Source organism: Stappia indica, from assembly GCF_009789575.1.
In the GTDB taxonomy this organism is placed as follows: Bacteria; Pseudomonadota; Alphaproteobacteria; order Rhizobiales; family Stappiaceae; genus Stappia; species Stappia indica_A.
In genome coordinates this window covers 3,740,928-3,766,381 of sequence record NZ_CP046908.1, presented here as the reverse complement: position 1 = coordinate 3,766,381, position 25,454 = coordinate 3,740,928, and the positions used below count along the sequence as shown (strand labels likewise).

At 68.8% G+C, this 25,454-nt stretch carries 28 protein-coding genes; 8 read left to right on the top strand and 20 right to left on the bottom strand.

All coding sequences use genetic code 11. The features are described 5' to 3' along the window. Positions 1-4: 4 nt before the first annotated feature. From GH266_RS17615 to GH266_RS17605, 3 genes are all read left to right on the top strand, one after another. Positions 5-1,063, top strand: coding sequence for a branched-chain amino acid ABC transporter permease (locus GH266_RS17615; RefSeq protein WP_158194987.1), 1,059 nt, complete (start codon positions 5-7; stop codon positions 1,061-1,063). Then, complete coding sequence (locus GH266_RS17610) at positions 1,060-1,884, top strand: alpha/beta fold hydrolase (RefSeq protein WP_158194986.1); 825 nt, start codon at positions 1,060-1,062, stop codon at positions 1,882-1,884. Before GH266_RS17615 ends, GH266_RS17610 begins: the two co-directional genes overlap by 4 nt. A 258-nt stretch (positions 1,885-2,142) precedes the next feature. Then, on the top strand, positions 2,143-2,355 hold the full coding sequence (locus GH266_RS17605) for a cold-shock protein (RefSeq protein ID WP_067220344.1): 213 nt from the start codon (positions 2,143-2,145) through the stop codon (positions 2,353-2,355). A 79-nt stretch (positions 2,356-2,434) separates the two neighbouring features. Here the strand turns inward: GH266_RS17605 and GH266_RS17600 are convergent, their stop codons facing one another. From GH266_RS17600 to GH266_RS17580, 5 genes are read right to left on the bottom strand one after another with little or no spacing between them, the layout of a single operon-like run. Continuing rightward, positions 2,435-2,803: a hotdog family protein gene (locus GH266_RS17600; RefSeq protein WP_158194985.1), complete on the bottom strand. Its 369-nt coding sequence runs from the start codon at positions 2,801-2,803 to the stop codon at positions 2,435-2,437. Continuing rightward, a complete protein-coding gene (locus GH266_RS17595) occupies positions 2,800-3,183 on the bottom strand; it encodes a MaoC family dehydratase (protein WP_158194984.1) in 384 nt (127 codons plus the stop codon). The genes GH266_RS17600 and GH266_RS17595 overlap by 4 nt, the downstream gene beginning before the upstream one ends. Next, positions 3,180-4,718 (bottom strand): AMP-binding protein, encoded by a 1,539-nt coding sequence (locus GH266_RS17590; RefSeq protein ID WP_199270363.1) that lies wholly within the window; start codon positions 4,716-4,718, stop codon positions 3,180-3,182. The genes GH266_RS17595 and GH266_RS17590 overlap by 4 nt, the downstream gene beginning before the upstream one ends. After that, the gene (locus GH266_RS17585; protein ID WP_158194983.1) at positions 4,715-5,521 is read right to left on the bottom strand and encodes an enoyl-CoA hydratase/isomerase family protein; all 807 of its coding nucleotides are present in this window, start codon (positions 5,519-5,521) and stop codon (positions 4,715-4,717) included. The genes GH266_RS17590 and GH266_RS17585 overlap by 4 nt, the downstream gene beginning before the upstream one ends. Further along, positions 5,518-6,117 carry a TetR/AcrR family transcriptional regulator gene (locus GH266_RS17580; protein ID WP_158194982.1) on the bottom strand — a complete coding sequence of 200 codons (600 nt, stop codon included), beginning with the start codon at positions 6,115-6,117 and terminating at the stop codon, positions 5,518-5,520. The genes GH266_RS17585 and GH266_RS17580 overlap by 4 nt, the downstream gene beginning before the upstream one ends. Positions 6,118-6,805: 688 nt before the next feature. On the opposite strand from GH266_RS17580, the gene GH266_RS17575 reads away from it, so the two are divergent. Together GH266_RS17575 and GH266_RS17570 are read left to right on the top strand one after the other, a co-directional pair. Next, positions 6,806-7,777: an IS110 family RNA-guided transposase gene (locus GH266_RS17575; protein ID WP_158194981.1), complete on the top strand. Its 972-nt coding sequence runs from the start codon at positions 6,806-6,808 to the stop codon at positions 7,775-7,777. Between the two features lie 210 nt (positions 7,778-7,987). Beyond that, positions 7,988-8,473 carry an Rrf2 family transcriptional regulator gene (locus GH266_RS17570; protein WP_158194980.1) on the top strand — a complete coding sequence of 162 codons (486 nt, stop codon included), beginning with the start codon at positions 7,988-7,990 and terminating at the stop codon, positions 8,471-8,473. 183 nt (positions 8,474-8,656) lie between these two features. On the opposite strand, the gene GH266_RS17565 is transcribed toward GH266_RS17570, so the two are convergent. The 8 genes from GH266_RS17565 to kynU all read right to left on the bottom strand — a co-directional run bounded on the left by GH266_RS17565 (position 8,657) and on the right by kynU (position 16,348). Further along, positions 8,657-9,856 carry an ABC transporter substrate-binding protein gene (locus GH266_RS17565; RefSeq protein WP_158194979.1) on the bottom strand — a complete coding sequence of 400 codons (1,200 nt, stop codon included), beginning with the start codon at positions 9,854-9,856 and terminating at the stop codon, positions 8,657-8,659. Between the two features lie 186 nt (positions 9,857-10,042). Next, positions 10,043-11,026, bottom strand: a complete 984-nt coding sequence (locus tag GH266_RS17560; RefSeq protein ID WP_158194978.1) for a branched-chain amino acid ABC transporter permease — start codon at positions 11,024-11,026, stop codon at positions 10,043-10,045. Positions 11,027-11,039: 13 nt separating this feature from the next. Next, positions 11,040-11,912: a branched-chain amino acid ABC transporter permease gene (locus GH266_RS17555; protein ID WP_158194977.1), complete on the bottom strand. Its 873-nt coding sequence runs from the start codon at positions 11,910-11,912 to the stop codon at positions 11,040-11,042. Positions 11,913-11,917: 5 nt separating this feature from the next. Further along, positions 11,918-12,625 (bottom strand): ABC transporter ATP-binding protein, encoded by a 708-nt coding sequence (locus GH266_RS17550; RefSeq protein WP_158194976.1) that lies wholly within the window; start codon positions 12,623-12,625, stop codon positions 11,918-11,920. Further along, positions 12,622-13,392 carry an ABC transporter ATP-binding protein gene (locus GH266_RS17545; RefSeq protein WP_158196281.1) on the bottom strand — a complete coding sequence of 257 codons (771 nt, stop codon included), beginning with the start codon at positions 13,390-13,392 and terminating at the stop codon, positions 12,622-12,624. Before GH266_RS17545 ends, GH266_RS17550 begins: the two co-directional genes overlap by 4 nt. 99 nt (positions 13,393-13,491) lie before the next feature. Beyond that, the gene (kynB, locus tag GH266_RS17540; protein WP_158194975.1) at positions 13,492-14,121 is read right to left on the bottom strand and encodes an arylformamidase; all 630 of its coding nucleotides are present in this window, start codon (positions 14,119-14,121) and stop codon (positions 13,492-13,494) included. Positions 14,122-14,210: 89 nt separating this feature from the next. Next, positions 14,211-15,089: a tryptophan 2,3-dioxygenase gene (kynA, locus tag GH266_RS17535; RefSeq protein WP_158194974.1), complete on the bottom strand. Its 879-nt coding sequence runs from the start codon at positions 15,087-15,089 to the stop codon at positions 14,211-14,213. Then, entirely contained in the window at positions 15,086-16,348 is a 1,263-nt protein-coding gene (kynU, locus tag GH266_RS17530) for a kynureninase (protein WP_158194973.1), read from the bottom strand. The genes kynA and kynU overlap by 4 nt, the downstream gene beginning before the upstream one ends. Positions 16,349-16,477: 129 nt before the next feature. On the opposite strand from kynU, the gene GH266_RS17525 reads away from it, so the two are divergent. Next, positions 16,478-17,185 carry a GntR family transcriptional regulator gene (locus GH266_RS17525; protein ID WP_158194972.1) on the top strand — a complete coding sequence of 236 codons (708 nt, stop codon included), beginning with the start codon at positions 16,478-16,480 and terminating at the stop codon, positions 17,183-17,185. Between the two features lie 193 nt (positions 17,186-17,378). Next, positions 17,379-18,761: an L-serine ammonia-lyase gene (locus GH266_RS17520; protein ID WP_158194971.1), complete on the top strand. Its 1,383-nt coding sequence runs from the start codon at positions 17,379-17,381 to the stop codon at positions 18,759-18,761. Between the two features lie 11 nt (positions 18,762-18,772). Here the strand turns inward: GH266_RS17520 and GH266_RS17515 are convergent, their stop codons facing one another. Then, the gene (locus GH266_RS17515; RefSeq protein ID WP_158194970.1) at positions 18,773-20,116 is read right to left on the bottom strand and encodes an NAD(P)H-dependent oxidoreductase; all 1,344 of its coding nucleotides are present in this window, start codon (positions 20,114-20,116) and stop codon (positions 18,773-18,775) included. Positions 20,117-20,209: 93 nt separating this feature from the next. On the opposite strand from GH266_RS17515, the gene GH266_RS17510 reads away from it, so the two are divergent. Beyond that, the gene (locus GH266_RS17510; RefSeq protein WP_158194969.1) at positions 20,210-20,866 is read left to right on the top strand and encodes a thiamine diphosphokinase; all 657 of its coding nucleotides are present in this window, start codon (positions 20,210-20,212) and stop codon (positions 20,864-20,866) included. Here the strand turns inward: GH266_RS17510 and GH266_RS17505 are convergent. Genes GH266_RS17505 through GH266_RS17480 form a run of 6 tightly spaced genes read right to left on the bottom strand, consistent with a single transcriptional unit; the run spans position 20,863 to position 25,452 of the window. Further along, positions 20,863-21,645, bottom strand: a complete 783-nt coding sequence (locus GH266_RS17505) for an ABC transporter permease (protein WP_158194968.1) — start codon at positions 21,643-21,645, stop codon at positions 20,863-20,865. The two genes, GH266_RS17510 and GH266_RS17505, sit on opposite strands and share 4 nt — an antisense overlap. Beyond that, on the bottom strand, positions 21,642-22,376 hold the full coding sequence (locus GH266_RS17500; protein ID WP_199270362.1) for an ABC transporter ATP-binding protein: 735 nt from the start codon (positions 22,374-22,376) through the stop codon (positions 21,642-21,644). Before GH266_RS17500 ends, GH266_RS17505 begins: the two co-directional genes overlap by 4 nt. Beyond that, a complete protein-coding gene (locus GH266_RS17495) occupies positions 22,373-23,101 on the bottom strand; it encodes a TenA family protein (protein ID WP_158194967.1) in 729 nt (242 codons plus the stop codon). The genes GH266_RS17500 and GH266_RS17495 overlap by 4 nt, the downstream gene beginning before the upstream one ends. Continuing rightward, the gene (locus tag GH266_RS17490; RefSeq protein ID WP_158194966.1) at positions 23,098-24,033 is read right to left on the bottom strand and encodes an ABC transporter substrate-binding protein; all 936 of its coding nucleotides are present in this window, start codon (positions 24,031-24,033) and stop codon (positions 23,098-23,100) included. Before GH266_RS17490 ends, GH266_RS17495 begins: the two co-directional genes overlap by 4 nt. 46 nt (positions 24,034-24,079) lie before the next feature. Continuing rightward, a complete protein-coding gene (locus GH266_RS17485; protein WP_158194965.1) occupies positions 24,080-24,682 on the bottom strand; it encodes a thiamine phosphate synthase in 603 nt (200 codons plus the stop codon). After that, positions 24,679-25,452, bottom strand: coding sequence for a thiazole synthase (locus GH266_RS17480; RefSeq protein ID WP_158194964.1), 774 nt, complete (start codon positions 25,450-25,452; stop codon positions 24,679-24,681). The genes GH266_RS17485 and GH266_RS17480 overlap by 4 nt, the downstream gene beginning before the upstream one ends. Positions 25,453-25,454 lie beyond the last annotated feature (2 nt).

Genomic DNA, 25,454 nt, shown 5'->3' with positions numbered 1-25,454 from the left:
CAAGATGATCGACACCCTCCTTTCCGGCGACCGCCCGCACAGCCGGCCGCTCGCGCTGCTGCTGATCGCGATCGGCCTCTGCCTTGCCTTCGCGCCGTTCCTGTTTCCCGGCACCAAGCCGCTCGATACGGCCGCGCGCATCTGCATCTTCATCGTGCTGGTGGCGAGCTACGACCTGCTGCTCGGCTATACCGGCATCGTCTCCTTCGCCCATACGATGTTCTTCGGCATCGGCGCCTATGGCGTGGCGCTGGCACTCGGGAGCCTGGGCGCCTCGTTCCTGGCGATCCTCGTCGGCGTGCTGGCCGGCACGGCGGTGTCCTGCGCGCTGGCGCTCGCCATCGGCCTGTTCTCGTTGCGGGTGAAGGCGATCTTCTTCGCCATGGTGACGCTGGCGGTGGCGAGCGCCTTCGCCGTGCTGGTCTCGCAGCTCTCCTCGATCACCGGCGGCGAGGACGGGCTGACCTACCGGATCCCGCGCGAGCTGACGCCGGCCTTCCGCCTGACCGACATGCGCCTCTTCGACGTGCGGATCGACGGGAGGCTGCTTGCCTATTACCTCGTCTTCTTCAGCGCCCTGGTGCTGTTTCTGATCATGCTGCGCATCGTCAACTCGCCCTTCGGCACGACGCTGAAGGCGGTGCGCGACAATGCCTTCCGCGCCGAGGCGATCGGCTACCGGGTGGTGCTCTATCGCACCACGGCGACGGTGCTGTCCGCCGCCATGGCGAGCCTTGCCGGTGCGCTGCTCGCCATCTGGATCCGCTACACGGGACCGGCGACGACCCTGTCCATGGAGATCATGATCGACATCCTCCTGATGGTGGTGATCGGCGGCATGGGCACCATGTACGGGGCGGTGATCGGCGCGAGCCTGTTCATTCTCGCTCAGACCTATCTGCAGAGCCTGATGGCCAGCGCCGAGGCGGCAACGCGCGGCATGCCGCTGCTGCCCGACCTGGTGGCGCCCGAGCGCTGGCTGCTGTGGCTCGGCACGCTGTTCATCCTGTCGGTCTATTTCTTCCCGGACGGCATCGTCGGCCGGCTGAGGAACCGTGGATGAGCAGGCTGCATCTGCACCGGGCCGGCCGGCGGCGACCGGGCGTGCCGGTCCTGATCCTGCTGCACGGCTGGTCCTGCCATGGCGGCTTCTTTGCGCCGCAGCTGGAGGCCCTCAGCGACCTCACCGAGGTGATCGCCCCCGACCTGCCGGGCCATGGCAAGACCGGCGACACGGTGACGCCGAGCATCGAGGCGGGCGCGGACGCGCTGGCCGCATTGATGCAGGAAGAGGACATCGCGCAGGCCGTGCTGGTCGGCTGGTCGATGGGCGCGCTCGTTGCCTGGTCGATGATCGAGCGCCACGGCAGCGGCCGGATCGCCGCGCTGGTGGTGGAGGACATGGCGCCGCGGGTGATCAACGGGCCGGACTGGACGCTGGGCACGCTGAACGGCCTCGACGGGCCGCGCAACGCGGTGTTCCTCAAGGCCATCGAGGGCCAGTGGCCGCTGCTGGCGCCAGCAACCGCCCGGCGGAGCTTCGCCCCCGGCGCGCGCAAGGAGCTGGTCGACTTCGCCGAACGGGAGATGCGCCGCGCGAACCCGCGGCTGCTCGCCGCCATGTGGCGCTCGCTGACGATCCAGGATTTTCGCCCCCTGACGCCGCGCATCGACGTGCCCGTGGTGCTGGCGCGGGGTGCGCGCAGCCAGCTCTACGGCCTCGCGGCCGCCGAGTGGCAGGCGGCGCACCTGCCCCGTGCCCGCATCGAGACCTTCGCCCGGTCGGGCCACTCGCCGCATCTGGAGGAATCCAGCAGCTTCAATGACATGCTGGCCGGGCTGCTGCGGCGGCACGGAACCCTGCAAGGCGCCGAACCTGCGTGAGGAAGCGCCGCGGACGCTGCGGCGACGCTTGCCGGTCCCAGGGTTTTCGCATACACTTCGCCCGGTCGGTTTTCGGACCGGCCTCAGCGGGCTTGAAAATTCGAACCCGGTTAAGAAAGTTTCGGTATGCGGCGCTTCCTGGTCCAAAACGACCGGTTCTGTCGAACAGAACTGCCTTTCCCGTTTCTGAATGCCACGCTCGCGCAAGCAAGCGCGCTTACTTGCGCTTAACTATCGACACGGGACAGGAGTTTTCCCATGCGCCAGACCGGCACCCTGAAGTTCTTCAACCATGATCGTGGCTTCGGCTTCGTGACCCCGGCCGAGGGCGGCAAGGACGTGTTCGTTCACATCACGGCTTTCGAGCGTTCGGGCCTCGCCGTTCCGGCCGAGGGCACCACGCTGACCTTCGTGACCGAGGAAGACCGTCGCGGTCGTGGCCTGCAGGCCGCCCAGCTCGAGCTCGCCTGAGCAGACCGAGCCGTTCCGCAAGGAACCCAGGTTCTGACGCCGCCGGCCCCGCCGGCGGCGTTTTCCGTTGTCGGGCCCCTCAGGCGGCGACGGCGTCCTCGACATAGACCAGCGCCCGGCCCTCGCAGATGCGCCGCCCGTCCTCGCCGAGACACACGGTCTCAAGGTCGACGAGATGCTTTTCCGGGCGCAGGCGCGTGATCGTCACCCGCGCGCTCAGCATCTCGCCGAACCGCGCCTCGGACAGGAAGGACATTTCCTGCTTCAGGTAGTTGGTGCCGAAGCCCGGCAGCCGGACGCCGAGCAGATAGGAAAACAGCCCGCCGATCAGCGGCTGCGGCACCGCCTCCGGCAGGCGGTCCAGCCCGGCAAGACCGGCAAAGACGGCCGCATCCGATGCCGGAAAGCGGCGGCTCACCTCGGCGCTCTGTCCCACGTCCAGCTTCATCGTCCCGCCTCCAGCCTGCACTGCCCGACAAGCACGGGCGCCCCGTCGGCGACCCGCGAAATGGTGATCGCTACCAGCCCGGCCTCGCCGGTATCTGCCGGCGAAAAGGCGAGCTCCAGCTCCTCCTCCGCATAGGCGGGATTGGGGAACATCAAGGCCTGCACCGCGTGGCGATGCTCCGGATAGCGCTGCCGCAGCAGGGCCCAGAGGCGCGAATAGAGCAGCATGCCGTGCGAGACGGTGCGCCCGAAGCGGGTGCGCGCCGAAAACTCCGCATCGACATGGATCGGGTTGTCGTCGCCCGACAGTTCCGCGAAGGCGTCGAAATCCGCCTGTGTCGGCACCCAGCGTGCCGAAAACTCCTCCGTTGCCGTCGTCACCGACCGCTCTCCCCATGTCGTGTTCTCAGGATGTGTTTCTGCACCTTGCCGGCGGCGGTGCGCGGCAACTCGTCGACGATGCGGAAGCTGCGCGGCACCTTGTAGCCGGCGAGCCGCTCGCGACACCAACGGATCAGCGCGGCGACGTCGATCACCGCGCCGGGGCGGGCGATCAGCCACGCAGCGCCGACCTCGCCCCACTTGTCGTCCGGCACGCCGATCACCACCGCGTCAAGCACGTCCTCATGGGCGACCAGCACCCGCTCGACCTCGGCCGGATAGACGTTCTCGCCGCCGGAGATGTACATGTCCTTGATGCGGTCGACGATGTAGTAGCAGCCGTCGGCATCTCGGCGGGCGACATCGCCCGACAGCAGCCAGCCGCCCGGCGCGAAGGCAGCCCGGCTCGCCTGCGGATTGCCGAAATAGCCGGGCGTGACGCCGGGGCCGCGGATCTGCAATTCGCCCTCGCCTTCGCCCTCCACCACCTCGCCCGTCACCGAGACCAGGCGCACCTCGGCGAGGATCTGCGCCTTGCCGACGGAGCCGATCTTGCGCGGCGCATCGTGCGGGTCGGCGAGGAAGACGGTCGGCCCGGTCTCGGTCATGCCCATGCCGTTGCACACGGTGACGCCGCGCGACAGATAGGTCTCAAGCAGGGGCGCGGGCATCGGCGCACCGCCGCAGCCGAGCGAGCGCAGGGCGGAAAAGTCCGTCTCTGAAAAGCCGGGCTCCAGCGCGATCGCCTGGTAGATCGCCGGCACGCCGAAGAAGGCGGTGAGCCGGCCGGCGCCGATCAGCCGCAGCACCGCCGGGGCATCGAACTTGCGCAAGACGATGCTCTCGCCGCCGGCAAGGAACAGCGGCAGGGTCATCAGGTTGATGCCGGCGGTATGGAACAGCGGCAGGAAGTTGACCGCGCGGTCGGTGCCTGCAAGGCCGGTCGCCTGGGTGTAGTTGACCGCGTTGGCCCAGGCCATTTCCGCCGTCTGGATCACCAGTTTCGGGGTGCCGGTGGTGCCGGAAGTGGCCAGCAGATACCAGGGCCGGCCGGCCTCGACGCAGCTCTCGCCAAGCGGGGCGGACGAGAGGTCTGCGGCGAGCCGATCAAGATGGGGCGCCTCGCCGCCGAGGGGCGCATTGGCGAAACCGACAAGATCCAGCCCGAGATCACCGGCAAGCGCCTGCGCGGTTGCCACTGTTGCACCGTCATGCAGCAGCAGCCGCGCGCCGGAGGCGGCGACGACCGGTGCGAGTTCGGCGGGCGGCTGGCGCCAGTTGAGCGGCAGCAGCACGATGCCGGTCTTCTGGGCGGCGAAGAGCAGGACGAAGAACTCCGCGTGATTGTGGCACAGGACGGCGACGCACTCGCCGGCGGCAACGCCCCGCGCCAGCAGGGCGCGGGCGGTGCGGTTGGCCCTGGCCTCGACGTCGGCGAAGGTCAGCTGCGCGCCGGTCTCGTGGTCGGTGAAGGCGATGCGCGCGGGCGTCAGCTCGGCGCGCTTGGCCGCCATGTCGGTGACCCAGGACATCATCGCCGCCCCTCCCCGGCCGCAAGCGGGGCCAGAAAGGCCTGCATCCGCTCGCGCGTTTGCGGCCGGGCGATCAAGGCGAGAAAGCCGTGAAGCTCGCGCTCGAGATCCCTGGCGACGGCGGCTCGGCGTTCCTCGTTCCAGACATTGGCGCGGGTCACGGCAAGGGTACCGGCATCCATCTCCGCAAGGGTCGCGAGCCGCGCGCGCACGCGGGCCTCCAGCTGGGCCGGCGGGCAGGTCTCGCTCGCCAGACCAAGGCGCAGGCAGTCGGCCGCACTCAGGCGCTGGTTGAGATATTGCACCTCCAGCGCCCGCGCGGTGCCGATGCGCGAGGGCAGCAGCGCCGTCCAGCCGCCGTCCGGCGCAAAGCCCATCTGCGCATAATAGGGCTGGAGAAACGCCTCCTCGCTCATCACCACCATGTCGGCGGCGAGCATGAGGCCGGCCGCGCCGCCGGTGACGGGACCGTTGAGCGCGGCGATCACCGGCATCGGGAAGGCAAGAAGATCGAGGATCGCCGCGTTGAGCGCGCCGACGATCTCGCGCGACCAATCGAGCAGGTCGCTGCTGTCCCCGGAGAGCGCGGCAAAGCGGGCGACGTCGCCGCCGGCGGAAAAGGCGCGGCCGCGCCCGGTCAGCACCAGGGCGCCGGCGCCCGCCTGCCGCGCCTCGTCGATCCGCGCGCGCAAGGCGGCGAGCAGTTCCGGCACCAGGGCATTGCCGCGCCCCGGACGGTCGAGCGTCAGCCATGCGGCGCCCTCCCGCCAGTCGAGATGCACGAGGTGGCTGGCGGCGGCGCTCATTCGCCCGCCCCCTTGCCGCTGCCGACCTTGAGGCCGTTCTCGATGAGATCGTGGGCGACCTCGACCATGGTGTCGACCGGGACCGCGCCGCCGAACACCACCTGGAACTCGCCGAGCGAGCGGGCGATGCCCATCAGCGTCCAGGCGCGGATCTCGGCATCGCCGGGGCGGATGGTGCCGGCGCTTGCGGCGCGCGCCAGCCCCTCGCGGTAGCCTTCGGCGAAGGTGCGGAAGTAGGCGAGATAGGCCTCTCGGTCGACGAACTGCGCCTCCTGGACGATGCGGTATAGCTCGGGATGGGCGGAGACGAAGGCGAGGAAGGCGCGCAGGCCCTCGCGCTCGGCCTGCAGGCGGTCGGTGTAGCCGGACGTCGCCTCGCTGATCGCGTGGCGCAGCATGCGGCCCATTTCGGCGACGAGCTCGGAGAAGACCTCGTCCTTGCTGGCGAAGTAGATGTAGAAGGTCCCTTGCGCGACGCCGGCCTCGCGGGTGATGGAGCCGATGGAAGCCTCGTTGAAGCCCTGGCGGCCAATGACACGCTCGGCCGCCTCGAGGATCGCCCGCCGGGTGGCCGCGCCGCGCGCGGTTTTCGGCATGCCGGAGGCGGCATCCTCGCCGGCCGGCGCGACAGCACTTGCCGGACCGGCTCCCGTTGCGTCATTCTTGGGCGCGCGCGGCTTGCCGGCCCCCGTCTTTGCAGGAGCCTTGCGCCCGCGCGCAGCCGTGCCGCGGGTTGCGGCCCGCCCCGCGCCTCTGCCCGTTTCCGCTTCGCCCACGACGTCCTCCCCCCGGGTAATATGAATTATGAATCACTATTCATGTTCTGCGGGCGAGTTTCAAGCGCAAAGCAAGGGGAGCGGAGAGAGGGGAGCCGGAGGGCGGTTGCGGAAGCGCCCCGGCAAGGGGGCGCGCCGGCCGCGGTTGTGGAAGCCCCGCAATGAGGTGCGACAAGCTTGGCGGCTCTCCGATCCCGGGTCGCGGCTTCGCCTTGCCCGGAATGACGAGGAGAGAGGGTGGGGCACAAACATCCGCTGAGGGCGCCAATGGATCCCGGGTCCCGCTACGCTTGCCCGGGGTTGTTCGTCTGGAGAGATGGTAGAGTTTGGGTGGCCTCCCGGCCTGAACCGCCGGGAGACCAGTGGCAGGCGACCGGACCGTGATTGGGCTTTCGCCCGTCGTCATCATGGTCCCTGCCGCTTCCTTTTCCCGCTTGGAGAGTTGATTGGGCCTCTGGCTGACACCACGCCCGCGAACAATCCGAAGCACGATCAGGATACCACCGCCATGGCCTTTCTGGAACATGCCCCGTCCCACGTCGTCGGCATCGACGTGTCGAAGCTGACCCTTGCCGTCTGTCCGGCGCCGGGCACCGCCGCCTGCACCGTGGCCAGCACCGGGGCCAGCACCGTGGCCAACACGGCCCGGGCGATCCGCAAGCTGGTCGCCGGCCTGCCCTCCGGGACGCTCATCGTCTGCGAGCCGACCGGCGGCCACGAAGCCCTGCTGCTGGCAGAGCTCGCGGCCGCAGGCATCGCCTGCCACCGCGCCGACACCCTCAAGGCCAGGGCCTTCGCCCGTTCCTTCGGGCGACTGGCCAAGACCGATGCCATCGATGCCGCACTGCTGGCCGCCTATGGCCAGGAGCGGTGGCGCCACCTGCCGCTCCACCGCCCGGCCGATCGCACCCAGGCGCAACTCGCCGCGCTCGTCGCCCGCAGGCACGACCTCATGGCCATTCGCGGCGCCGAACTCAACCGCGCCAAGTCGCCCGGATGCACCCTGGTCGTCGCCTCCTGCAGGAGCCTCGTCAGAACGCTCGACCGCCAGATCGAGACCATCGACACGGCCATCGCAGGCCTTTGCGCGCAATGCACCCTGCTCGCAAGGCGTATCGCCCTCTACCGCTCGCTGCCGGGCGTGGGGCCAAGGACCGCCATCTCCCTGGCCGCCGCCATGCCCGAGCTCGGCACCATGACCGGAAAGCAGGCCGCATCCCTGGCGGGCCTTGCCCCACACCCCAACGACAGCGGAACCTTGAAGGGCTACCGCAAGACCCGCGGCGGACGCCCGCAGATCCGTTCCATCCTCTTCATGGCCGCCCTCAGCGCCGCACGCTGCAAAGGGCCGCTGCGACCCGTCTTCCAGAGGCTCATCGCAAACGGAAAGAAGCCCATCGTCGCCCTAACCGCGCTCATGAGAAAGATCGTCGTCATCCTCAACGCAAGAATGAGAGACCACCTCAACGATATGAGTTGATGACAGCAGAGGAGGGGCGACGGCGGCGCCTCCCCCTCAGGCTGTCATCCCGGCCCAGGTCACCCCCATGAGGCGGACAACCCCGATCCGCCCCCGCTCCACCCCGATCCGACGTAGCGGCATAAAGGCGCGGCAAAAGCTGACTTTCAGCGTCATGTTTTTCCATCAAAGCCGTTGACGTTCCCGCCCCAGCACCGCATATCTATGCACATGCGCCTGACCCAGCAGACCAACTACGCCGTCCGCACCCTCATCTACTGTGCGGCAAATCCCGGATCTCCGAGCCGTGTCGCGGATATCGCGGCCAGCTTCGAGATGTCGGAGACGCATCTCTTCAAGATCCTCAAGGTTCTTGTCGACGGTGGCTTCGTGCGCACCTTGCGCGGCCGCAATGGCGGCATCCTGCTCGCGCGCCCGGCGGCGGAGATTTCCGTCGGCGAGGTGGTGCGTGCAGCGGAAGAAAGCTTCCTGCTCGCCGAGTGTTTCGAATCCGGCCGCAAGGACTGCCCGCTGATCACCTCCTGCGGCTTCAACGGATTGCTGCACGAGGCGCTCGAGGCCTTCATGATGGTGCTCGATTCCCACACCATCGCCGAGCTGGCCGAGGACCGCACCGAGATCCGCTTCCTGCTGAAGATGGATGGCGAGATCCCCACCTCGGGCAAGATGGCGAGCCTGCAGGGCGCCGGCGCGTAAGGCGTACAGGGCCTGAGGCTACCGGGCCCGAGGCTTACCGGGCCTGAGGCGTACAGGCAGAGTTCAGGTTTCCCGACCGCGACACGAAAACGGCGGCCCCTCGCAGGGCCGCCGTTTCGCGTTTCAGCTCCCCGCCAAGGCGAGGATCCGGCCGGGACGCGAGCGCCCCGGCCGGACGAAGGCTCACTTCATCTCGGAGACGACCTCGAAGCCGTTGCCCGAGACCCTGAACAGGGCATAGGCACCCGGAACGTCGCCGGCCTCGTTGAAATTGTGCTCGCCGGCCGCGCCCTTGTAGTCGATGGCCGTGCCGGCCGCGATCAGCTCCTTGGCCTTGGCCCACTCGCCCGGCAGGATCGGCTCGCCCTCGCCGTTGGAAATCTCGCGCAAGGAAGCGGCCACCTTGGCCTTGTCGCCGCCGGCCTTCTCGATGGCGAGCGCCAGCATGAAGGCCGCGTCGTAGGACGTGGTCACGAAGATCGCGCTCGGGTCGCCGCCGATATCGGAGAAGGCCTTGCTGAACGCATCCAGCGCCGTGGACTGCTCGCCGACCGGCGCGGAGGCGAGGAAGGTCTCCAGGTTCTCCGCACCGAGCTCCTTGATCGGGGCGTCGGACTTCATGCCGTCGGCGCCGACGAAGTTCTCGAAGAAGCCGTTCTCCAGCGCCTGGCGCAGCATGGTCAGGCCCGAGCCGTCGCCGTAGTCGAGGATGACCAGCGTGTCGGCGCCGCCGGACGCAAGGTCCGCAAGGTTGGAGCGGTAGGAGGCCTTCTCGCCCTCATGCGCGGCATAGCCGGCGATCTCGCCGCCCTGCGCCTCGAACTCGGCGCGGAACGACTCGGCCAAGCCCTTGCCGTAGTCGTTGTTGAGATAGGCGACCGCCACCTTCTTGGTGCCGCGCTCCAGCAGCGTACGGGCAAGCGCCCGGCCCTGGTAGTCGTCGGACGGCACGGTGCGGAACACGGTGTCGTTGTCCTTGAGCGAAGAGATCTCCGGCGAGGTGCCCGACGGAGTGACGATGGCGATACCGGCGGGGATGGTCACCGAATTGGCGGCCGCAAGCACGGCGCCCGAGCAATGGGGGCCGACGATGGCGACGACGCCCTCGATGTTGACCGCCTTGGTGGCCGCGTCGGTGGCGTTCTGCGGGTTGCAGGCGCTGTCGCCGACCACGCCGACCAGCTGCTGGCCGTCGAGAATGCCGCCAGCGTCGTTGACCTGCTTGATGGCGAGATTGGCGCTGTCGATCATCGCCGGCGCCATCGCCGCGATCGGACCGGAAACGCCGCCGAGCAGACCGATCTTCACGTCCGCATGGGCGGGCGCCGCCAGCGCCGTCGCACCCAGGAGAGCCGCAACCGCGGCGATACGGAACGTCCTCATGATAAACCTCCACCTTATGGTTATCCGGCCGGCACGAAATCTCCCCGGCCGTTTGCTGTCTCGCGGAGGCGCTCCCCTCGGGCCATCCTGCCCGTCCCGGAACGGCGCCTTCGCGCTTGCGGCAGCCGGATGCCCGGCTGCCCTGGTGGCGGCAGTTTCAACCGAAACGCGCCGCCCTCACAAGCCTCAATCGGACGCCGCCGGCGGGCGTGCACCGCTTGCCGCAGGGTCCGGCTTGCGGCCTCTCCCCTGCGGTTCGGGCAAAAGCCCCTCGGGCCGGAAGCGCAGCACCACCTGCAGCATCAGGCCGATCAGGAAGACGCGCAGGTACTTGGCCTTCACGGCATATTCGTGCGGCAGCCGGTCGGTGACGATCTCCGACATGGACCAGATGATCCAGACCACGGCGACGCCGAGAATGGCGCCGCGATTGTTGCCCGACCCGCCGAGGATCAGCATGATCCAGACCAGGAAGGTCGCGACCATCGGGTCGATCGCCTCCGGCGTGATCGTGCGGTTGAAATGGGCGAAGAGCGCGCCGCCCAGCCCCATCAGCGCCGATCCGAAGATGAAGGCCTCGAGCCGCCGGTAGGGCACGTCCTTGCCCATGGCGCGGGCCGCGTCCTCGTTGTCGCGGATGGCGCGCATCATCCGGCCCCAGGGCGAGGCGAACTGCCGCTCGACCAGCAGATAGGCGACCAGCAGCACGCCGGCGACGATGGCAAGATAGGCCAGCTGCGACATGGTGTAGGCGAGATCGCCGAAGGGGCGCGGGATGTCGGTGATGCCGCGCGCGGCATTGGTCAGCCAGCCTTCCGACTTGACGACGAGGCGGATGATCTCGGCAACGCCGATGGTGGCGATGGCCAGATAATCGGAGCGCAGGCGCAGGCAGATCTTGCCGATCGGCCAGGCGATCAGCCCGGCCGCCACCATTGCCCCGAGCCAGCCGACGGGCACCGGCAGGTCGAAGCCGCCGACGCGCCCTTCCGCGAAGGGCGAGGTGAGGATCGCCGAGGTGTAGGCGCCGACGGCGAAGAAGCCGGCGATGCCCGCGTTGAAGAGGCCGGTATAGCCCCACTGGATGTTCAGCCCCAGCGCCAGCAGCGCATAGATGCCGATGAAGATCGCCATGAAGACGGCGTAGTTTACGAAGCCGAGCCATTCCATCGCGCGCGCCTCCTTACAGGACCTTGCCCTTGAGCAGGCCGGTCGGCCGCACAAGGAGCATCAACAGCAGGATGGCGAAGGCGGTGGCCGCCTTGTACTCGGTCGGCAGGAACAGGGTCGACATCTCCTCGGCGATGCCGACGATCAGACCGCCGAGCACCGCGCCCTCGATCCGGCCGACGCCGCCGAGGATCGCCGCGGCGAACATCGGCAGCAACATGGTCCAGCCCATCATCGCCTTGAGCTCGTAGTTGAGGCCGAGGAACACGCCGGCCGCCGCGCACAGGCCGCCGACGATCACCCAGGTGAGCAGCACGACCTTGCGGTTGTCGACGCCCGACAGGAGCGCAAGGTCCGGGTTGTCGGACATGGCGCGCATCGCCTTGCCCCACTTGCTGTGCTTGAGGAAGAGCTGCAAGGCGACGACGAGGGCGATCATCGCCAGCACGGTGACGATCTCGCGGTCGCGCACGCGGATGCCGAACCAGTTCTCGGGGCGCACGATGCCGCGGGTATAGGTCTGGGAATCGACGCCCCACACGATCTGCACCACCGCGCGCACCATCAGGGCGACGCCGAGCGAGGCCATCACCGTGACGATCTTCGGCCGCTCGCGCAGATAGGCGTAGAACGCCTTGTCGATGCCCACAGCCACCGCCGCGGTCACCACCATCGCGACCGGTAGCGCCACGTAAGGCGAGACGCCGCCCAGCGTGACCACGCCCAGCGCAAGGAAGGCACCCAGCGTCGCAAGGTCGCCATGGGCGAGATGCGCATAGCGCAGGATCGCGAAGACGAGCGTGATGCCGACCGCGCCGAGCGCATAGATCGAGCCGACGACGATGCCCGGCACCAGGTAGAAGTTGATCAGTTCCATCGCGTCCATGTCGGTCAGCCTCCCAGGAACATGGCGGCGACATCCTCGTCGGCGAGGAGCTCGGCGCCCGTCCCCTCGTGACGGTTGGCGCCGGAGGCGAGCACATAGCCGCGGTCGGCGAAGGCCAGCGCCTGCTTGGCGTGCTGCTCGACCAGCAAAATGGTGACGCCGGTGTCGCGCACGTCGCGGCAGATCTGGAAGATCTGCTCCATGTATTTCGGCGAAAGCCCGGCCGTCGGCTCGTCGAGCAGCAGCAGCTTGGGCTCCAGCATGAGCGCCCGGCCCATGGCGACCATCTGGCGCTGGCCGCCGGACAGGTTGCCGGCGAGCGCCTTGCGCCGCTCCTTGAGGTCGGGGAACAGGGCATAGACCCGGTCATAGGCGGCCGACAGGTCGCCGGAGCGCAGGAAGGCGCCCATCTCCAGGTTCTCGTGCACCGTCATCTCGCGGAAGACGTTGTTGACTTGCGGCACGTAGCACACGCCGGCCTCGACGATGCGGTTGGGCTGAAGGCCGGTGACGTCGGCCCCGTCGACGCGGATCGTGCCGCCGCGCACATGCAGCAGGCCGAAGATCGCCTTCATCGCCGTCGACTTGCCGGCCCCGTTCGGGCCGACGATGACGACGATTTCCGACGGGGCCGCGCGCAGGGTCACGCCCTGCAGGATGTCGGCCTCGCCATAGCCGCCGACGACGTCGCGCATGTCGAGAATGTCGCTCATGCGGCGTCTCCCACGGTCTCGCCGAGATAGGCTTCGAGCACCCGCGGGTCGGAGCGCACGGCGGCGAAGTCGCCCTGGATCAGCACGCGGCCCTCGGCCATGCAGATGACCGGATCGCAGAGCTTCTCGATCATCTCCATGTCGTGCTCGATGAGGACGAAGGTGTAGCCGCGCTCGCGGTTGAGAATGGCGATCTTCTCCTCCAGCTTGCGCAGCAGCGTGCGGTTGACGCCGGCGGCGGGCTCGTCGAGCAGCACCAGCTTGGCGTCCGTCATCATGGTGCGGCCGAGCTCCAGCAGCTTCTTCTGGCCGCCCGACAGGTTGCCGGCGCGCTCGTCCGCCACGTGGGACAGCTCCAGGAAGGCGAGCGTCTCGACCGCGCGGGCACGCACGCGCTCCTCGTCGGCGCGCACCCGGCCCGGCGACAGCCAGTTGGCCAAAAGCCCCTCGCCCGACTGGCGCGGCGGCACCATCATCAGGTTTTCCAGCGCCGTCAGCCGGTGAAATTCGTGCGGGATCTGGAAGGTGCGCACCAGGCCGAGATGGAACCGCTTGTCGGTGGAAAGATCGGTGACGTCGCGCCCGAGATAGCGGATGCGCCCGGATGTCGGCGGAATGGCGCCGGCCACCATGTTGAACGTCGTCGTCTTGCCGGCGCCGTTGGGTCCGATCAAGCCGGTGATCGTTCCCTCGCGCACGGAGAAACTGCACCCGTCGACGGCGCGGAAGCCGCCATAGGTCATCACGAGGTCCTCGACCTCAAGCATCATGTCCTGTCCGCTCATCGTCCCCTCGCCAGGACCTCCCCGGTCCGATGTGGCGGCCTTGCCGGCCGCTCTCCCTGCCGGTGGCATTTTTCGCGCGCCCTAAAGGCGCCGCAACAGGGCGCGCACCGGCGCCGCGTCCAGCCCTTCTAGCTTCAATGGCAGGGCGATCAACTCATAATCCCCGGTTTCGACGTGGGCGAGGGCGAGATTCTCCAGAATCCGCATGTCGTGACGCCGAAATGCCATATGGGCGGGCAGGTCCTTCGACGTGTCGGGATCGACGGACGGGACATCGACGCCGACGAGGCGCACGCCGCGGGAGGCGAGCAGCTCCACCGTCTCGGGGCTGAGCGCGCGAAAGCCCTCGGGCCAGACCTGCGGATCGAGCGCCTCGGCAAGACGCAGCAGCACGCGCGGCGGCGCGCCGTCCAGATATCCCTCGATCTCTCCCGGCAGGCAGAGCGGGCCGTCCCCGCGCGCATCGATCACCCGCGCGGGGCCGATGAAGTCCTCCAGCGGCAGGGCGTCGATGGGAGCGCCGTCGGCATCGTAATGCAAGGGCGCATCGGCATGGGCGCCGCAATGGGTGGAGAGCGAAACGGAGGTGACGTTGACCGGGCAGCCGGGGCCGATGGCGAAGGTTCTCTCCACCCGGTAGGGCGCATCGCCCGGAAACACCGCAGCGCCAGGGCGCAGCGGCGGCGTGATGTCGATCAGTCCCGTCGGCATGAAGCCCTCCCCATGAACCCCTTACCCGCGCCCATTCCCGACCGGCCCCTCCCAGGACCGTCCCGTTCCCGGCATATAGCGCGCCGTGCTCACATGTCGGCGCGGATCTCCCACAATTCGGGAAACAGCACCACTTCCAGCATGCGGCGCAGATACATGACGCCGGAGGTGCCGCCGGTGCCGCGCTTGAAGCCGATGATGCGCTCCACCGTGGTGACGTGGTTGAAGCGCCAGCGGCGGAAATAATCCTCGAAGTCGACCAGCTTCTCGGCGAGGTCGTAGAGCGACCAGTAGCGATGCGGGTCGCGATAGACCTCCAGCCAGGCGAGGCGGACGCTGTCGTTGCGCTCATAGGGCTGCGAGATGTCGCGGGCCAGATGCGCCTCGTCGATCGGCAGGCCCGAGCGGGCAAGCAGGCGGAGCGCCTCGTCGTAGATGCTAGTGTCCCGGCGGATCTGGTCGAGCCAGTGATGCACGCGCGGCACATGGGCATGCGGTCGCATCATCGCCGCGTTCTTGTTGCCGGCGAGAAACTCGATGGCCCGATACTGGTGCGACTGGAAGCCGGAGGACTGGCCGAGATCGCCGCGGAACATGGTGTATTCCGAGGGCGTCATGGTGCGCAGGACCTGCCAGGCGCCGGTCAGCTGCTCGAAGATCCGCGACACGCGCGTCAGCATCTTGAAGGCCGGCTGCAGGTCGTCGGCGGCGATGCGCCTCTTGGCCGCGACCAGCTCGTGGATGGCGAGCTTCATCCACAGTTCCGAAGTCTGATGCTGGATGATGAACAGCATCTCGTCATGGGCTTCGGACAACGGGTTCTGCGCCGTCAGGATGCGGCTGAGGTTGAGATAGTCGCCATAGGACATGCGGCCGTCGAATTCCATCTCGGCGCCGTCCTCGGCCGGATCGAAAGGCCCGCTGGCGTATGGGCTGCCCGTGTCCATCTCTCCCCCCTTGCCGCTCATGTGACCTTGGCCCGCTTGTGGAATTCCGGCCGGTCCCAGGCGCGCGTTGCCATGATCTCCTGAAGGATGTCGCAGGCGGCCATCACATCGGCATGGGAGAGGTAGAGCGGGGTGAAGCCGAAGCGGACGACATCCGGCGCGCGGAAATCGCCGATGACGCCGCGGGCGATCAGCGCCTGCATCAGGGCATAGCCGTGCTCGAAGCGGAACGAGACCTGGCTGCCGCGCGCCTGCGGATCGCGCGGGCTGGCGAGCTCCAGATCCGGGCAGCGGCGCTCGACCTCGGCGCGGAACAACTCGGACAGCGAGATCGACTTGGCGCGCAGCACGCCCATGTCGACGCCGTCGAAGGCGGCAAGCGCCGCCTCCAGCGCCACCAGCGACAGGATCGGCGGCGTGCCGACGCGCATGCGGCCGACGCCGGTATCGGCACGGTAGTCGAGATCGAAGGCGAAGGGCGCGGCATGGCCCATCCAGCCGGTCAACGGCGGCGCGACATGATCGAGATGACGCTGCGCGACATAGAGGAAGGCCGGGGCGCCGGGGCCGCCGTTCAGATATTTGTAGCCGCAGCCGACGGCGAAATCCGCGCCGGCCGCGTCCAGCTCCACCGGCAGCGCGCCGGCCGAGTGGGCAAGATCCCAGATGGTCAGCGCGCCGGCGGCATGCGCCAACGCGGTGATCGCCGCCATGTCGTGCAGACGGCCGGTGCGATAGTCGACCTGGGTCAGCATCACGACCGCGACATCCTCGCCGATGGCCGCCTCGACCTCCTCCGGCGCGACGATCTTCAGTTCGTGGCCCTGGCCGAGCAGGTCGCGCAGGCCCTGCGCCATGTAGAGATCAGTCGGGAAATTACCGCTGTCGGAGAGGATCACCTTGCGGTCCGGGCGCAGCGCCAGGGCGGCGGCCAGAACCTTGAACACGTTGACCGAGGTGCTGTCGCAGGCCGTCACCTGGCCGGGCGCAGCACCAACGATGCGGGCGATACGGTCGCCGACACGCTGCGGCAGGTCGATCCAGCCATGCTCGTTCCAGGCGCGGATGAGGCTTTCGCCCCATTCCTTCGTGACCGCCTCGGCGAGGCGGGCGGGCACGGCCCTCGGCAGCACGCCCAGCGAATTTCCGTCGAGATAGAGCACGCCGTCAGGGATCGAGAAAAGCGCGCGCTTGTCCTTGAGCGGGTCATTGCGGTCGAGTGCGGCAATGTCGGGCGCCCCGTTCGAGGCTCCGCCGGCCGCGCCATGGCCAGTCAGCATGTCCATCTCCTGTCGTGACGCGGGCGATCCTAACAGTGTGGACGACAGGTGCCAAGAATTATATATAATCGATCTGATTATATCAAAATGCCGTTTCCAAGCGGAAGCGGCGACAGAGCCCGGGAGCCCATGGCCAAGACCGAGGAAGCCTATGAGCGGCTGAAGGCCGACCTGCTGCGCAGCCGCTTTGCGCCCGGCGCGCCGCTGGTCGTCGCCGGCCTGAAGGCGCGCTACGGCCTCGGCTGGACGCCGCTGCGCGAGGCGCTGTCGCGGCTGGAGGCGGAAGGGCTGGTGATCTCCGAGCGCAATCGCGGCTACCGCGTCGCGCCGGTCTCCGCCGCGGCGATCCGCGACCTGCAGCTCGCACGGCGCACGGTGGAGGAAACGCTGCTGGTGCGCTCCATCGAGGCGGGCGATGCCGACTGGGAGGCGCGCATCGTCGCCGCCCATCACCGCCTGTCTCTGACACCCGCCCCCGAGCCCGGCATCGACGATGCCGGCATGTCGCTGTGGGAAGAGCGGCACGATGCCTTCCACGCCGCGCTTCTGTCGGCCGGGCGCTCCGAGAGCCTGTCGCGCTTCCAGCAGCAGATCACCGAGCAGTTGCAGCGCCACCACCGGCACATGCTGTTCGATCCGCAGGCCCGCCATGGCTTGTCGCAGGAGGCGAAGGGCGACTTCCGGGCCCTCGTCGAGCGTACGCTCGGCCTTGCCCATCACACGGAGCTGATGGACGCGGCGCTCGCCCGCGACAGCGCCCGCGCGGTCGCGCTGCTCGTCGAGCACATCGGCTTTTCGCTCGCGGTCTACGCCTTCCTGTGGCCTGAAGACGCCTGAGGGAGGACGCCTGAGGGGGACGCGTGACGCCGCCCTGGCGCCTTTCGAAAGCGACAGCGATTTTCCCCCAACCGTCACCAGAACCGGCAGCGGGTGACACGCGGCGATTCCCGACGCATGATCGCGGCCGCGCGACGGGGACGGGAGACCCCCGAGCGCACCGGCGGCACGCCGGTGGTTTCGGGAGGATCACGTGTTCATCAGCGTCTTCGACATCTTCAAGATCGGGATCGGCCCATCGTCCTCGCACACGATGGGGCCGATGGTGGCGGCGGCGCGCTTCCTCGATCTGCTGCGCCAACAGAGCTTGAAGCCGGCGCGCCTTGCCGTGTCGCTGCACGGCTCGCTCGCCTTCACCGGCAAGGGCCACGCCAGCGACCGGGCGATCTGCCTCGGCCTGCTCGGCCACGATCCGGCGACCATCGATCCCGATTGCGTGGAGGAGGAGATTGCGAACCTCACGCGCGACAAGCGCCTGGCGGTCGAAGGCGTCGGCCACATGGATTTCGATCCGGCCACCGATCTCGTCTTCGACTATGGCCCGCCGCTGCCGGGCCATGCCAACGGCATGATCTTCCGCGCCTTCGACGCAGGCGGCGCCGTGCTGGCGGAGGAAACGCTCTATTCGGTCGGCGGCGGCTTCGTCGTCAGCGAGACGGAGCTTGCCGCGCAGAACGAGCCGATGGCCGGCACGGTAGAGACGGGTGTCCCCTTCCCCTTCAAGAGCGCGGCGGAAATGCTGCAAATGGGCCGCGACAGCGGGTTGCCCATCGCCGAGATGAAGCGGCGCAACGAGGTGGCGCGAACCCCCGACGGCGACCTGGACGCCGGGCTCGACCGCATCTGGAGCGTGATGAATGCCTGTCTGGAGCGCGGGCTGTCGCGCGACGGCACCCTGCCGGGCGGGCTCAACGTCAAGCGGCGGGCCCACCAGATCCACGCCAAGCTGATCGGCGAAGCCGGGCAGAACCGCCCCTTCCAGCACACGGTGATGGACTGGCTCGGCGTCTACGCGATGGCGGTGAACGAGGAGAACGCGGCCGGCGGCACGCTGGTCACCGCACCGACCAACGGGGCGGCCGGCGTGGTGCCGGCGGTGCTGCGCTACTATCTCGACCACTGCCCGGACTGCACCCAGGAGGGCATCCGCTCGTTCCTGCTGGTGGCGGCCGCAATCGGCGGCATCATCAAGGCGAATGCCTCGATCTCCGGCGCGGAGGTCGGCTGCCAGGGCGAGGTGGGATCGGCCTCGGCGATGGCGGCGGCGGGCCTGTGCGCCGCGCTCGGCGGCACCAACGAGCAGGTGGAGAACGCGGCCGAGATCGCGCTGGAGCACCATCTCGGCATGACCTGCGACCCCATCGGCGGGCTGGTGCAGGTGCCCTGCATCGAGCGCAATGCCTTCGGCGCGGTCAAGGCGGTGACCGCCGCCTCCCTGTCGCTGAGGGGCGACGGCGCGCATTTCGTGCCGCTGGACAGCTGCATCGAGACGATGCGCCAGACCGGCCTCGACATGACCGACAAGTACAAGGAAACCTCGAAAGGCGGACTTGCGGTCAATGTCGTGGCCTGCTGAGGGCCGGTGCCTCAGCCGGCGCTGAAGGCGGCTTCCATCTCGCGGCGGATGCGCACGGCGGTCTGGTCCATGTCGATGGCGACATCGTCCCAGCGCAGCATCTCGCCTTCGGCGATGTCGCGCACCAGCTTGACATGGGCGGCAAGGCCGAGCGGCAGCAGGCCGCGCTCCAGCGACACGGAGGCCGGCTGCTGCTTGCCCCACACGGTGGCGCCGCCCTCGCCGTCCAGCATCTCGCCGGCCTTGAGGTTGCGCTTGGCGGTCGCCACCACGTCGGCGACGAAGCCGCGCGGCATGCCGGTCGGCTCCTTGCGCAGCACGGCGGAGGCGACCGACAGGCCGAGCTCCATGCCGATCATGTGGGTCGGGCGATAGAGCGCGGCATAGCGGCCGGTCTCGTCTTCCAGCATGTGATACTCGCGGAAGCACTGGCGGGCGTAGTCCGTCTCGCCCTCGATCACCACGAAGGTGCCCATGGCCAGGTGATGCGGCACGTCGGCGCCGTCGCGCGTCAGCGAGGAGACGACCTCGGTGGTGCCGGTGAACGGCAGGGTGCCGCCGGCCTCCTTCGGCCGCAGCACGGTGGACAGCTCGAAGCGGCTCGCCGGCGGGAAGGACAACCCGTCCGGCTGGGGCAGCAGGCCGGTGGCGTTGCACACCGCCGTCATCTCGATGCCCGACTTGGTGCCGTCGAGGAACGAGTTGAACATCTTCGGATTGATCAGGCTGCGGTCGGTGATGCCGAGATACTGGACCAGAACGTCCCAGACCGTCTCCGGCGTCAGCTGATGATAGGTCGGGAGGTAGCGCGTGCCCTTGCCCGCGCACACGACCTTGAAGCCGCAGGCGCGCGCCCAGTCGACATGCTCGCAGATCAGCGCCGGCTGGTCGCCCCAGGCCAGCGAATAGACGACGCCGGCCTGCTCGGCCCGGCGGGCGAGCAGCGGACCGGCCAGCACGTCGGCCTCGACATTGACCATCACCACATGCTTGCCGGCCTCGATCACCGCCAGCGCATGGCGGATGCCGACCGACGGATCGCCCGTCGCCTCGATCACCACCTCGATCCGCTCGTCGGCGAGCACGGCGGCCAGATCGTCGGTGACGAAGGTCGCACCGCTAGCGCAGGCATCGTCCAGCGACATCGCCCGCGCCTGCTCGTCCGGCCAGCCGCAGGTCGCCAGCGTGCGGCGCGCGCGCGCAGGATCGAGATCGACGATGGCCGTGACATGGACGCCGACCGTCAGGCGCGCCTGGGTCAGGTACATGGAGCCGAATTTTCCCGCACCGATCAGCGCAACGCGCACCGGACGGCCCGTCTCCGCGCGATGGGCAAGCATGTTGGACAGATTCATGAAGTCCTCCCTTTTGCGCGAGCATGAGCGGGAAAAAACCGATATTACAAGGCTGATTTCGCAATAAGTCATATCGGACAGGAGGCTTGACCGATGATCGGAACGATGCCGTTCCTGATCCTGCTCGGCGGGGATCTCGACCCGACGCCGCGGCTTCTGCGGCAGATCGCCGGCGCGCGCACCATCGCCGCCGACGGCGGCATCCGCCACGCGGGACCGCTGGGCGTTCGCCCGGAGCTGTGGGTCGGCGACTTCGACTCCAGCGGCAGCGACATGGCGGCCGCGTGGCGCGACGTGCCGCGCCAGAGCCACCCGCCGGCAAAGGACATGACCGACGGCGAGCTGGCGGCGGCGGAGGCCATCGCCCGCGGCGCCAGCGGTCTCGTCCTCGCCGGCGTCTTCGGCGGCGCGCGCTCGGACCATGCGATGGGCAACCTGCTGCAGGGGGCAGCGCTGAGAGCCCGCGGCATTCCCGTGCTGATGACCAGCGGCGACGAGGAAGGCTGGCCGCTGCTGCCGGGCGAGCAGGAGATCGACCTGCCCGCCGGCTCGCTGTTTTCCGTGCTGGCGCTGTCGGACCTTGCCGGCCTGACCCTGCGCGGCGTCGAGTGGCCGCTGACCGAACGCGACGTGCCGATGGGCTCGTCCCTGACCCTCTCCAACCGCGTGGCGGGAAGCGAGGGATTGCGGGTCGGGCTCGGGCGCGGCAATGCGGTGCTGCTCGCCCGGCCGCATTTCGGCACCCTTTAGAGCGTGTCGAGGCTTTCGCGCGACCAGGACGTCATCCGCCGCGTTGCCCACGAGACCAGCGCGTAGAGCGCCACCGCGAAGGCCGCCAGCACGAAGAGGCTGGCGAACATCAGGTCGGTCTTGGCGCGCCCGTTGGCCAAGAGCATCAGGTAGCCGAGGCCGTTGGACGCCCCCACCCATTCGCCGATCACCGCGCCGATGGGCGCATAGACGGCCGCGAGCCTGAGCCCCGAGCCGAAGGCCGGCAGGCCCGCCGGCAGGCGGATATGCAGCAGGGTGCGCAAGGGCGTTGCGCCCATGGTGCGGGCCAGGTCGAGCAGGCCGGGATCGGTCCGCCGCAACCCGTCATAGAAGGTGGAGACCACCGGGAAATAGATGATCAGCAACGCCATGGCGATCTTCGAGGCCATGCCGTAGCCGAGCCACAGGGTCAGCAGCGGCGCCAGCGCGAAGACAGGCACGGCCTGGCTGAACACCATGATCGGCAGGGCGATGCGGCGCGCGGCCGGCGAGACCATCAGATGCAGCGCCGTGGCGGCGCCGAGCAGGGCGCCGAAGACGAGGCCGATCAGCACTTCGGCAATGGTGATCAGGGCATGGTCGGCAATCAGGCCGATATTGTCGACGAGCGTCACAGCCACCCGCCAGGGCCCCGGCAGGATGAAGGGCGGCACGCCGCTCATCCAGACGATGGCCTGCCACAGCGACAGGGCCACCGCAACCGCGACGAGCGCGTCGCGCAGCCGCTGCAGCGGCGTCAGGCGGCTCGAGCCCGTCATGCCGGCCTCCCCCGCAGCGCATGGAACAGGCGCGCCTGCATCTCCATCGTCTCCGGTGCGTCGACCTCGCGGATCGGCGGCGAGGCGGGCACATCGACCCGCGCCAGCCCATCCTCCGACAGGATGAAGAGATGATGGCCGAGGCGGACGGCCTCGGCCGGATCGTGGGTGACCAGCAGCACGGTGCGTCCTTCCAGAACCTCGAAGGCAAGTTCCTGCATCTCCGCCCGCGTGCGGGCGTCGAGCGCGGCGAAAGGCTCGTCCAGCAGCACGATGGGACGGTCCTCCATCAGCACGCGGGCGAGCGCCACCCGCTGGCGCATGCCGCCGGACAGGCTGGCCGGGCGCTTGTCGACATGACCGGCAAGGCCGACGCGCTCGATCAGGGCGCGGGCGCGGGCGAGGTCGGGCGCCTCCCCGCGCAGCCGCGCGCCGAGCGTCACATTGCCGACGACGTCAAGCCAGGGCGCCAGAAGATCGGACTGGGCCATGAAGGCGATGCGGGTTGCGACCGGCACGCCATCGCTGGCCGAGATCTCCCCCTCGAACGTGCCGCCGGTGTCGAGCCCGGCAAACAAGCGCAACACCGTCGACTTGCCGACGCCGGACGGCCCGAGCAGGCAGGTCCAACCGCCGGCCGCGATGGCAAGGTCGAGGCCGGAGAACAGCGGCCGGCCGGCGTGATGGAAGTCGCCGGTCAACCGCAGCGCCGGGGCCGCTACCTTGCTCACGTCAGGTCCGGGGCAACGGTCGGGCCGCGCAGGCCCATTTCCCAGAAGCCGATCTCCAGCCGCGTGGCGGTGCGGAAGCGCTTCGACAGGCTGGCCCAGCGCGGCAGGGCGGCCGGCGCATCGCCGAGGCGTCCGCGCACGGAGGTCTCGATCAGCTCGCCGACGCTGGCGCAAAGGCCCTGGTAGTCGTCGCCTGCATAGGTGTCGACCCACTGGCGGTAGGGCGTGTCGGCCGCGCCCTCGCGGGCAAGCCGGGCGCCGATCTCGCCATAGCCCATGACGCAGGGCGCCAGCGCGGCGACGAGGTCGAGAAAATCGCCCGACATGCCGGCATCCAGCACGAAGCGCGTATAGGCGAGATTTTCCCGCTCCTCGGCGGCGGCCAGGAGGGTCGCCTCCGAAATGCCGGCCTTGCCGCAGATGTCGACATGCAGGCTCATCTCGGTGTTCATCAACCCGTCGACGATGGAGGAGGCAAAGCGCGCCTCGGCAATCGTCTCGGACTTCACCACCGCCAGCGCCCAGGCGCGGGCGAAGTGGAACAGGAAGATGTAGTCCTGCGTCAGGTAATGCAGGAAGATCTCCCGCGGCAGCGTGCCGGCGCCGAGCTGCTCGACGAAGGCATGGTGCGTGTAGGCCTGCCAGTCGCCGGCCGCCTCCTGACGCCAGGCGCCGTAGACCGGCGAGCCGTAGGCCGCCTCCACGATCCTCTCCGCGCCGCTCATTGGACGTTCACGTCGATGGCGAGGTCGGACACCGGGCGGATCGTCTCGATCAGGCCGTTCTCCTTGAGGAATTCCTCGAAGCGGGCGTAGCGGCCATGGTCGAGCGCGGCCGGACGCAGGGCGAACCGGCGGATCGTATCGGCCCAGGAGCGCTTGTTGAGCTCGTCGTTCAGCTCCGGCGCGGTGCCGGCATAGATCTCGAAGCTCTCCTGCGGATGGTTGACGATGTACTGGGTGGCGCGCTCTGTCGCGGCCAGGAAGCGGGCGACCTTCGCCCTGTCCATCAGCTCCGGATTCGCGACGTAGATCAGCTCGTCATAGGAGGGCATGCCCTCTTCCTCGATGAAGAAGCAGCGGCCCTTCACGCCCTCGATCTCCATCTGGTGCAGCTCGACATTGCGATAGGCGCCGATGACCGCATCGACCTGCCCGGACATGACGGACGGGGCGAGCGACCAGTTGACGTTGACCATCTCGATGTCGTCCATCGTCAGCCCGTGACGGGAGAGAACGGCGCGCATCTGCGCCTCCTCGACGCCGGCGACGGAGTAGCCGACCTTGCGGCCCTTGAGGTCGGCGATGGTCTTCACCGGGCCGTCGTCCTTGACCATCAGGCAGTTGAGCGGCGAGGCGATCAGCGTGCCGACGCGCTTGAGCGGCAGGCCTTCGGCGACCTGCAGATGGATCTGCGGCTGGTAGGAGACCGCAAGGTCCGCCTTGCCGGCGGCGACCAGCTTCGGCGGGGCGGACGGGTCGGCCGGGGCGACGATCTCCACGTCGAGGCCTTCGTCGGCGAAGAAGCCCTTCTCCTTGGCGATGATGATCGGCCCGTGATCGGGGTTCACGTACCAGTCGAGCAGCAGCGTCATCTTGTCGGCGGCAACGGCCGGCAGGGCGACGAGGAGGGCGAGAACGAAAGTCAGGATACGCATTGGTGACGAGCCTCGTGCGAAGGGGGGCAAGGTCGGGTGGGCAAGATCAGGCGCGCGTTGCCGCGAGCCATTGCCGGACCCGGTCCTCGGGATCCTGGTTGAGGGTGATGTCGGTGACGGCGGAGACGATGTCGGCCCCGGCGGCAAAGGCGCCGGGCGCACGCTCCACGCTCATGCCGCCGATGGCGACCAGCGGGATGTCGCCGATCCGGCGCTTCCAGTCGCCGAGCTTTTCCAGCCCCTGCGGCGCCCATTTCATCTGCTTCAGGATGGTCGGATAGACCGGCCCGAGCGCGATGTAGTCCGGCGCAACGGCCAGCGCGGTCTCGAGCTCCTCGCCATCGTGGCTGGAGAGGCCAAGGCCGAGACCGGCGCGGCGGATCGCGCCGACATCGGCATCGGCAAGATCCTCCTGGCCGAGATGAACGAAGCGGCAGCCCTCGTCGATGGCGAGCTGCCAGTAGTCGTTGACCACCAGCAGGCAGTCATGCGCAAGGCAGGTCGCCTCGGCGGCGCGGATCTCAGCCCGGAGTTCCGCCGTGCTGCGATCCTTGATCCGCAATTGCACGAGACGCACGCCAAGCGGCACGATGCGGTCGATCCAGGCGGCGCTGTCGACGATGGGATAGAAGCGGTCGAGGGCGGTCATTCGAGAAAAGCCTTTCCGAGAACCGGCGTGGACGGGGCGGCCATGTCGCGCGGCTCCATCGCCCCGGCCGTGAAGGCGAGGCGGCCGGCATCCACGGCCTTGGCGAAGGCGCTCGCCATGGCGACCGGATCGCCGGCCTTGGCGACCGCCGTGTTGAGCAGCACCGCGTCGTAGCCGAGTTCCATGGCGGCCGCGGCATGGGAGGGCACGCCGAGGCCGGCATCGACCACCAGCGGAATATTGGGGAAATGCGCGCGCAGCGAGCGCAGGCCGTAGACATTGTTGAGCCCGCGGGCCGAGCCGATGGGCGCCCCCCAGGGCATCAGGACCTCGCAGCCGGCCTCGACCAGCCGCTCGGCGACGCCGAGATCCTCGGTGCAGTAGGGGAACACCTGGAACCCCTCGCCCGAGAGGATGCGCGCTGCCTCGACCAGGCCGAACACGTCGGGGGCCAGCGTCTCGGCGTCGTGGATGACCTCGAGCTTGATCCAGGGCGTGCCGAAGACCTCGCGCGCCATCTTCGCCGTGGTCACCGCCTCGCGCACCGAATGGCAGCCGGCGGTGTTGGGCAGCACGCGGATGCCGAGGTCGCGGATGAAGCCCCAGAAGTCCTGGCCCGCGCGGGCCGACCCGGACTCGCGCCGCAGCGACACGGTAACGATGTCGCAGCCGCTGGCCCGCACCGCCTCGGCCATGATCGCCGGGGAGGGATAGAGCGCGGTGCCGAGCAGCAGCGGGCTTTCGACGGTTTCGCCGTAGAAGACGGGCATGG

What these genes read in the sequence shown, in the direction of transcription:
- GH266_RS17615 (WP_158194987.1), top strand. Translation starts at nt 5, where the DNA reads ATGATCGACACCCTCCTTTCCGGCGACCGCCCGCACAGCCGGCCGCTC.
- GH266_RS17610 (WP_158194986.1), top strand. Translation starts at nt 1,060, where the DNA reads ATGAGCAGGCTGCATCTGCACCGGGCCGGCCGGCGGCGACCGGGCGTG.
- GH266_RS17605 (WP_067220344.1), top strand. Translation starts at nt 2,143, where the DNA reads ATGCGCCAGACCGGCACCCTGAAGTTCTTCAACCATGATCGTGGCTTC.
- GH266_RS17600 (WP_158194985.1), bottom strand. Translation starts at nt 2,803, where the DNA reads ATGAAGCTGGACGTGGGACAGAGCGCCGAGGTGAGCCGCCGCTTTCCG.
- GH266_RS17590 (WP_199270363.1), bottom strand. Translation starts at nt 4,718, where the DNA reads ATGATGTCCTGGGTCACCGACATGGCGGCCAAGCGCGCCGAGCTGACG.
- GH266_RS17585 (WP_158194983.1), bottom strand. Translation starts at nt 5,521, where the DNA reads ATGAGCGCCGCCGCCAGCCACCTCGTGCATCTCGACTGGCGGGAGGGC.
- GH266_RS17580 (WP_158194982.1), bottom strand. Translation starts at nt 6,117, where the DNA reads ATGCCGAAAACCGCGCGCGGCGCGGCCACCCGGCGGGCGATCCTCGAG.
- GH266_RS17575 (WP_158194981.1), top strand. Translation starts at nt 6,806, where the DNA reads ATGGCCTTTCTGGAACATGCCCCGTCCCACGTCGTCGGCATCGACGTG.
- GH266_RS17570 (WP_158194980.1), top strand. Translation starts at nt 7,988, where the DNA reads ATGCGCCTGACCCAGCAGACCAACTACGCCGTCCGCACCCTCATCTAC.
- GH266_RS17565 (WP_158194979.1), bottom strand. Translation starts at nt 9,856, where the DNA reads ATGAGGACGTTCCGTATCGCCGCGGTTGCGGCTCTCCTGGGTGCGACG.
- GH266_RS17560 (WP_158194978.1), bottom strand. Translation starts at nt 11,026, where the DNA reads ATGGAATGGCTCGGCTTCGTAAACTACGCCGTCTTCATGGCGATCTTC.
- GH266_RS17555 (WP_158194977.1), bottom strand. Translation starts at nt 11,912, where the DNA reads ATGGACGCGATGGAACTGATCAACTTCTACCTGGTGCCGGGCATCGTC.
- GH266_RS17550 (WP_158194976.1), bottom strand. Translation starts at nt 12,625, where the DNA reads ATGAGCGACATTCTCGACATGCGCGACGTCGTCGGCGGCTATGGCGAG.
- GH266_RS17545 (WP_158196281.1), bottom strand. Translation starts at nt 13,392, where the DNA reads ATGCTTGAGGTCGAGGACCTCGTGATGACCTATGGCGGCTTCCGCGCC.
- kynB (WP_158194975.1), bottom strand. Translation starts at nt 14,121, where the DNA reads ATGCCGACGGGACTGATCGACATCACGCCGCCGCTGCGCCCTGGCGCT.
- kynA (WP_158194974.1), bottom strand. Translation starts at nt 15,089, where the DNA reads ATGAGCGGCAAGGGGGGAGAGATGGACACGGGCAGCCCATACGCCAGC.
- kynU (WP_158194973.1), bottom strand. Translation starts at nt 16,348, where the DNA reads ATGCTGACTGGCCATGGCGCGGCCGGCGGAGCCTCGAACGGGGCGCCC.
- GH266_RS17525 (WP_158194972.1), top strand. Translation starts at nt 16,478, where the DNA reads ATGGCCAAGACCGAGGAAGCCTATGAGCGGCTGAAGGCCGACCTGCTG.
- GH266_RS17515 (WP_158194970.1), bottom strand. Translation starts at nt 20,116, where the DNA reads ATGAATCTGTCCAACATGCTTGCCCATCGCGCGGAGACGGGCCGTCCG.
- GH266_RS17510 (WP_158194969.1), top strand. Translation starts at nt 20,210, where the DNA reads ATGATCGGAACGATGCCGTTCCTGATCCTGCTCGGCGGGGATCTCGAC.
- GH266_RS17505 (WP_158194968.1), bottom strand. Translation starts at nt 21,645, where the DNA reads ATGACGGGCTCGAGCCGCCTGACGCCGCTGCAGCGGCTGCGCGACGCG.
- GH266_RS17495 (WP_158194967.1), bottom strand. Translation starts at nt 23,101, where the DNA reads ATGAGCGGCGCGGAGAGGATCGTGGAGGCGGCCTACGGCTCGCCGGTC.
- GH266_RS17490 (WP_158194966.1), bottom strand. Translation starts at nt 24,033, where the DNA reads ATGCGTATCCTGACTTTCGTTCTCGCCCTCCTCGTCGCCCTGCCGGCC.
- GH266_RS17485 (WP_158194965.1), bottom strand. Translation starts at nt 24,682, where the DNA reads ATGACCGCCCTCGACCGCTTCTATCCCATCGTCGACAGCGCCGCCTGG.
- GH266_RS17480 (WP_158194964.1), bottom strand. Translation starts at nt 25,452, where the DNA reads ATGCCCGTCTTCTACGGCGAAACCGTCGAAAGCCCGCTGCTGCTCGGC.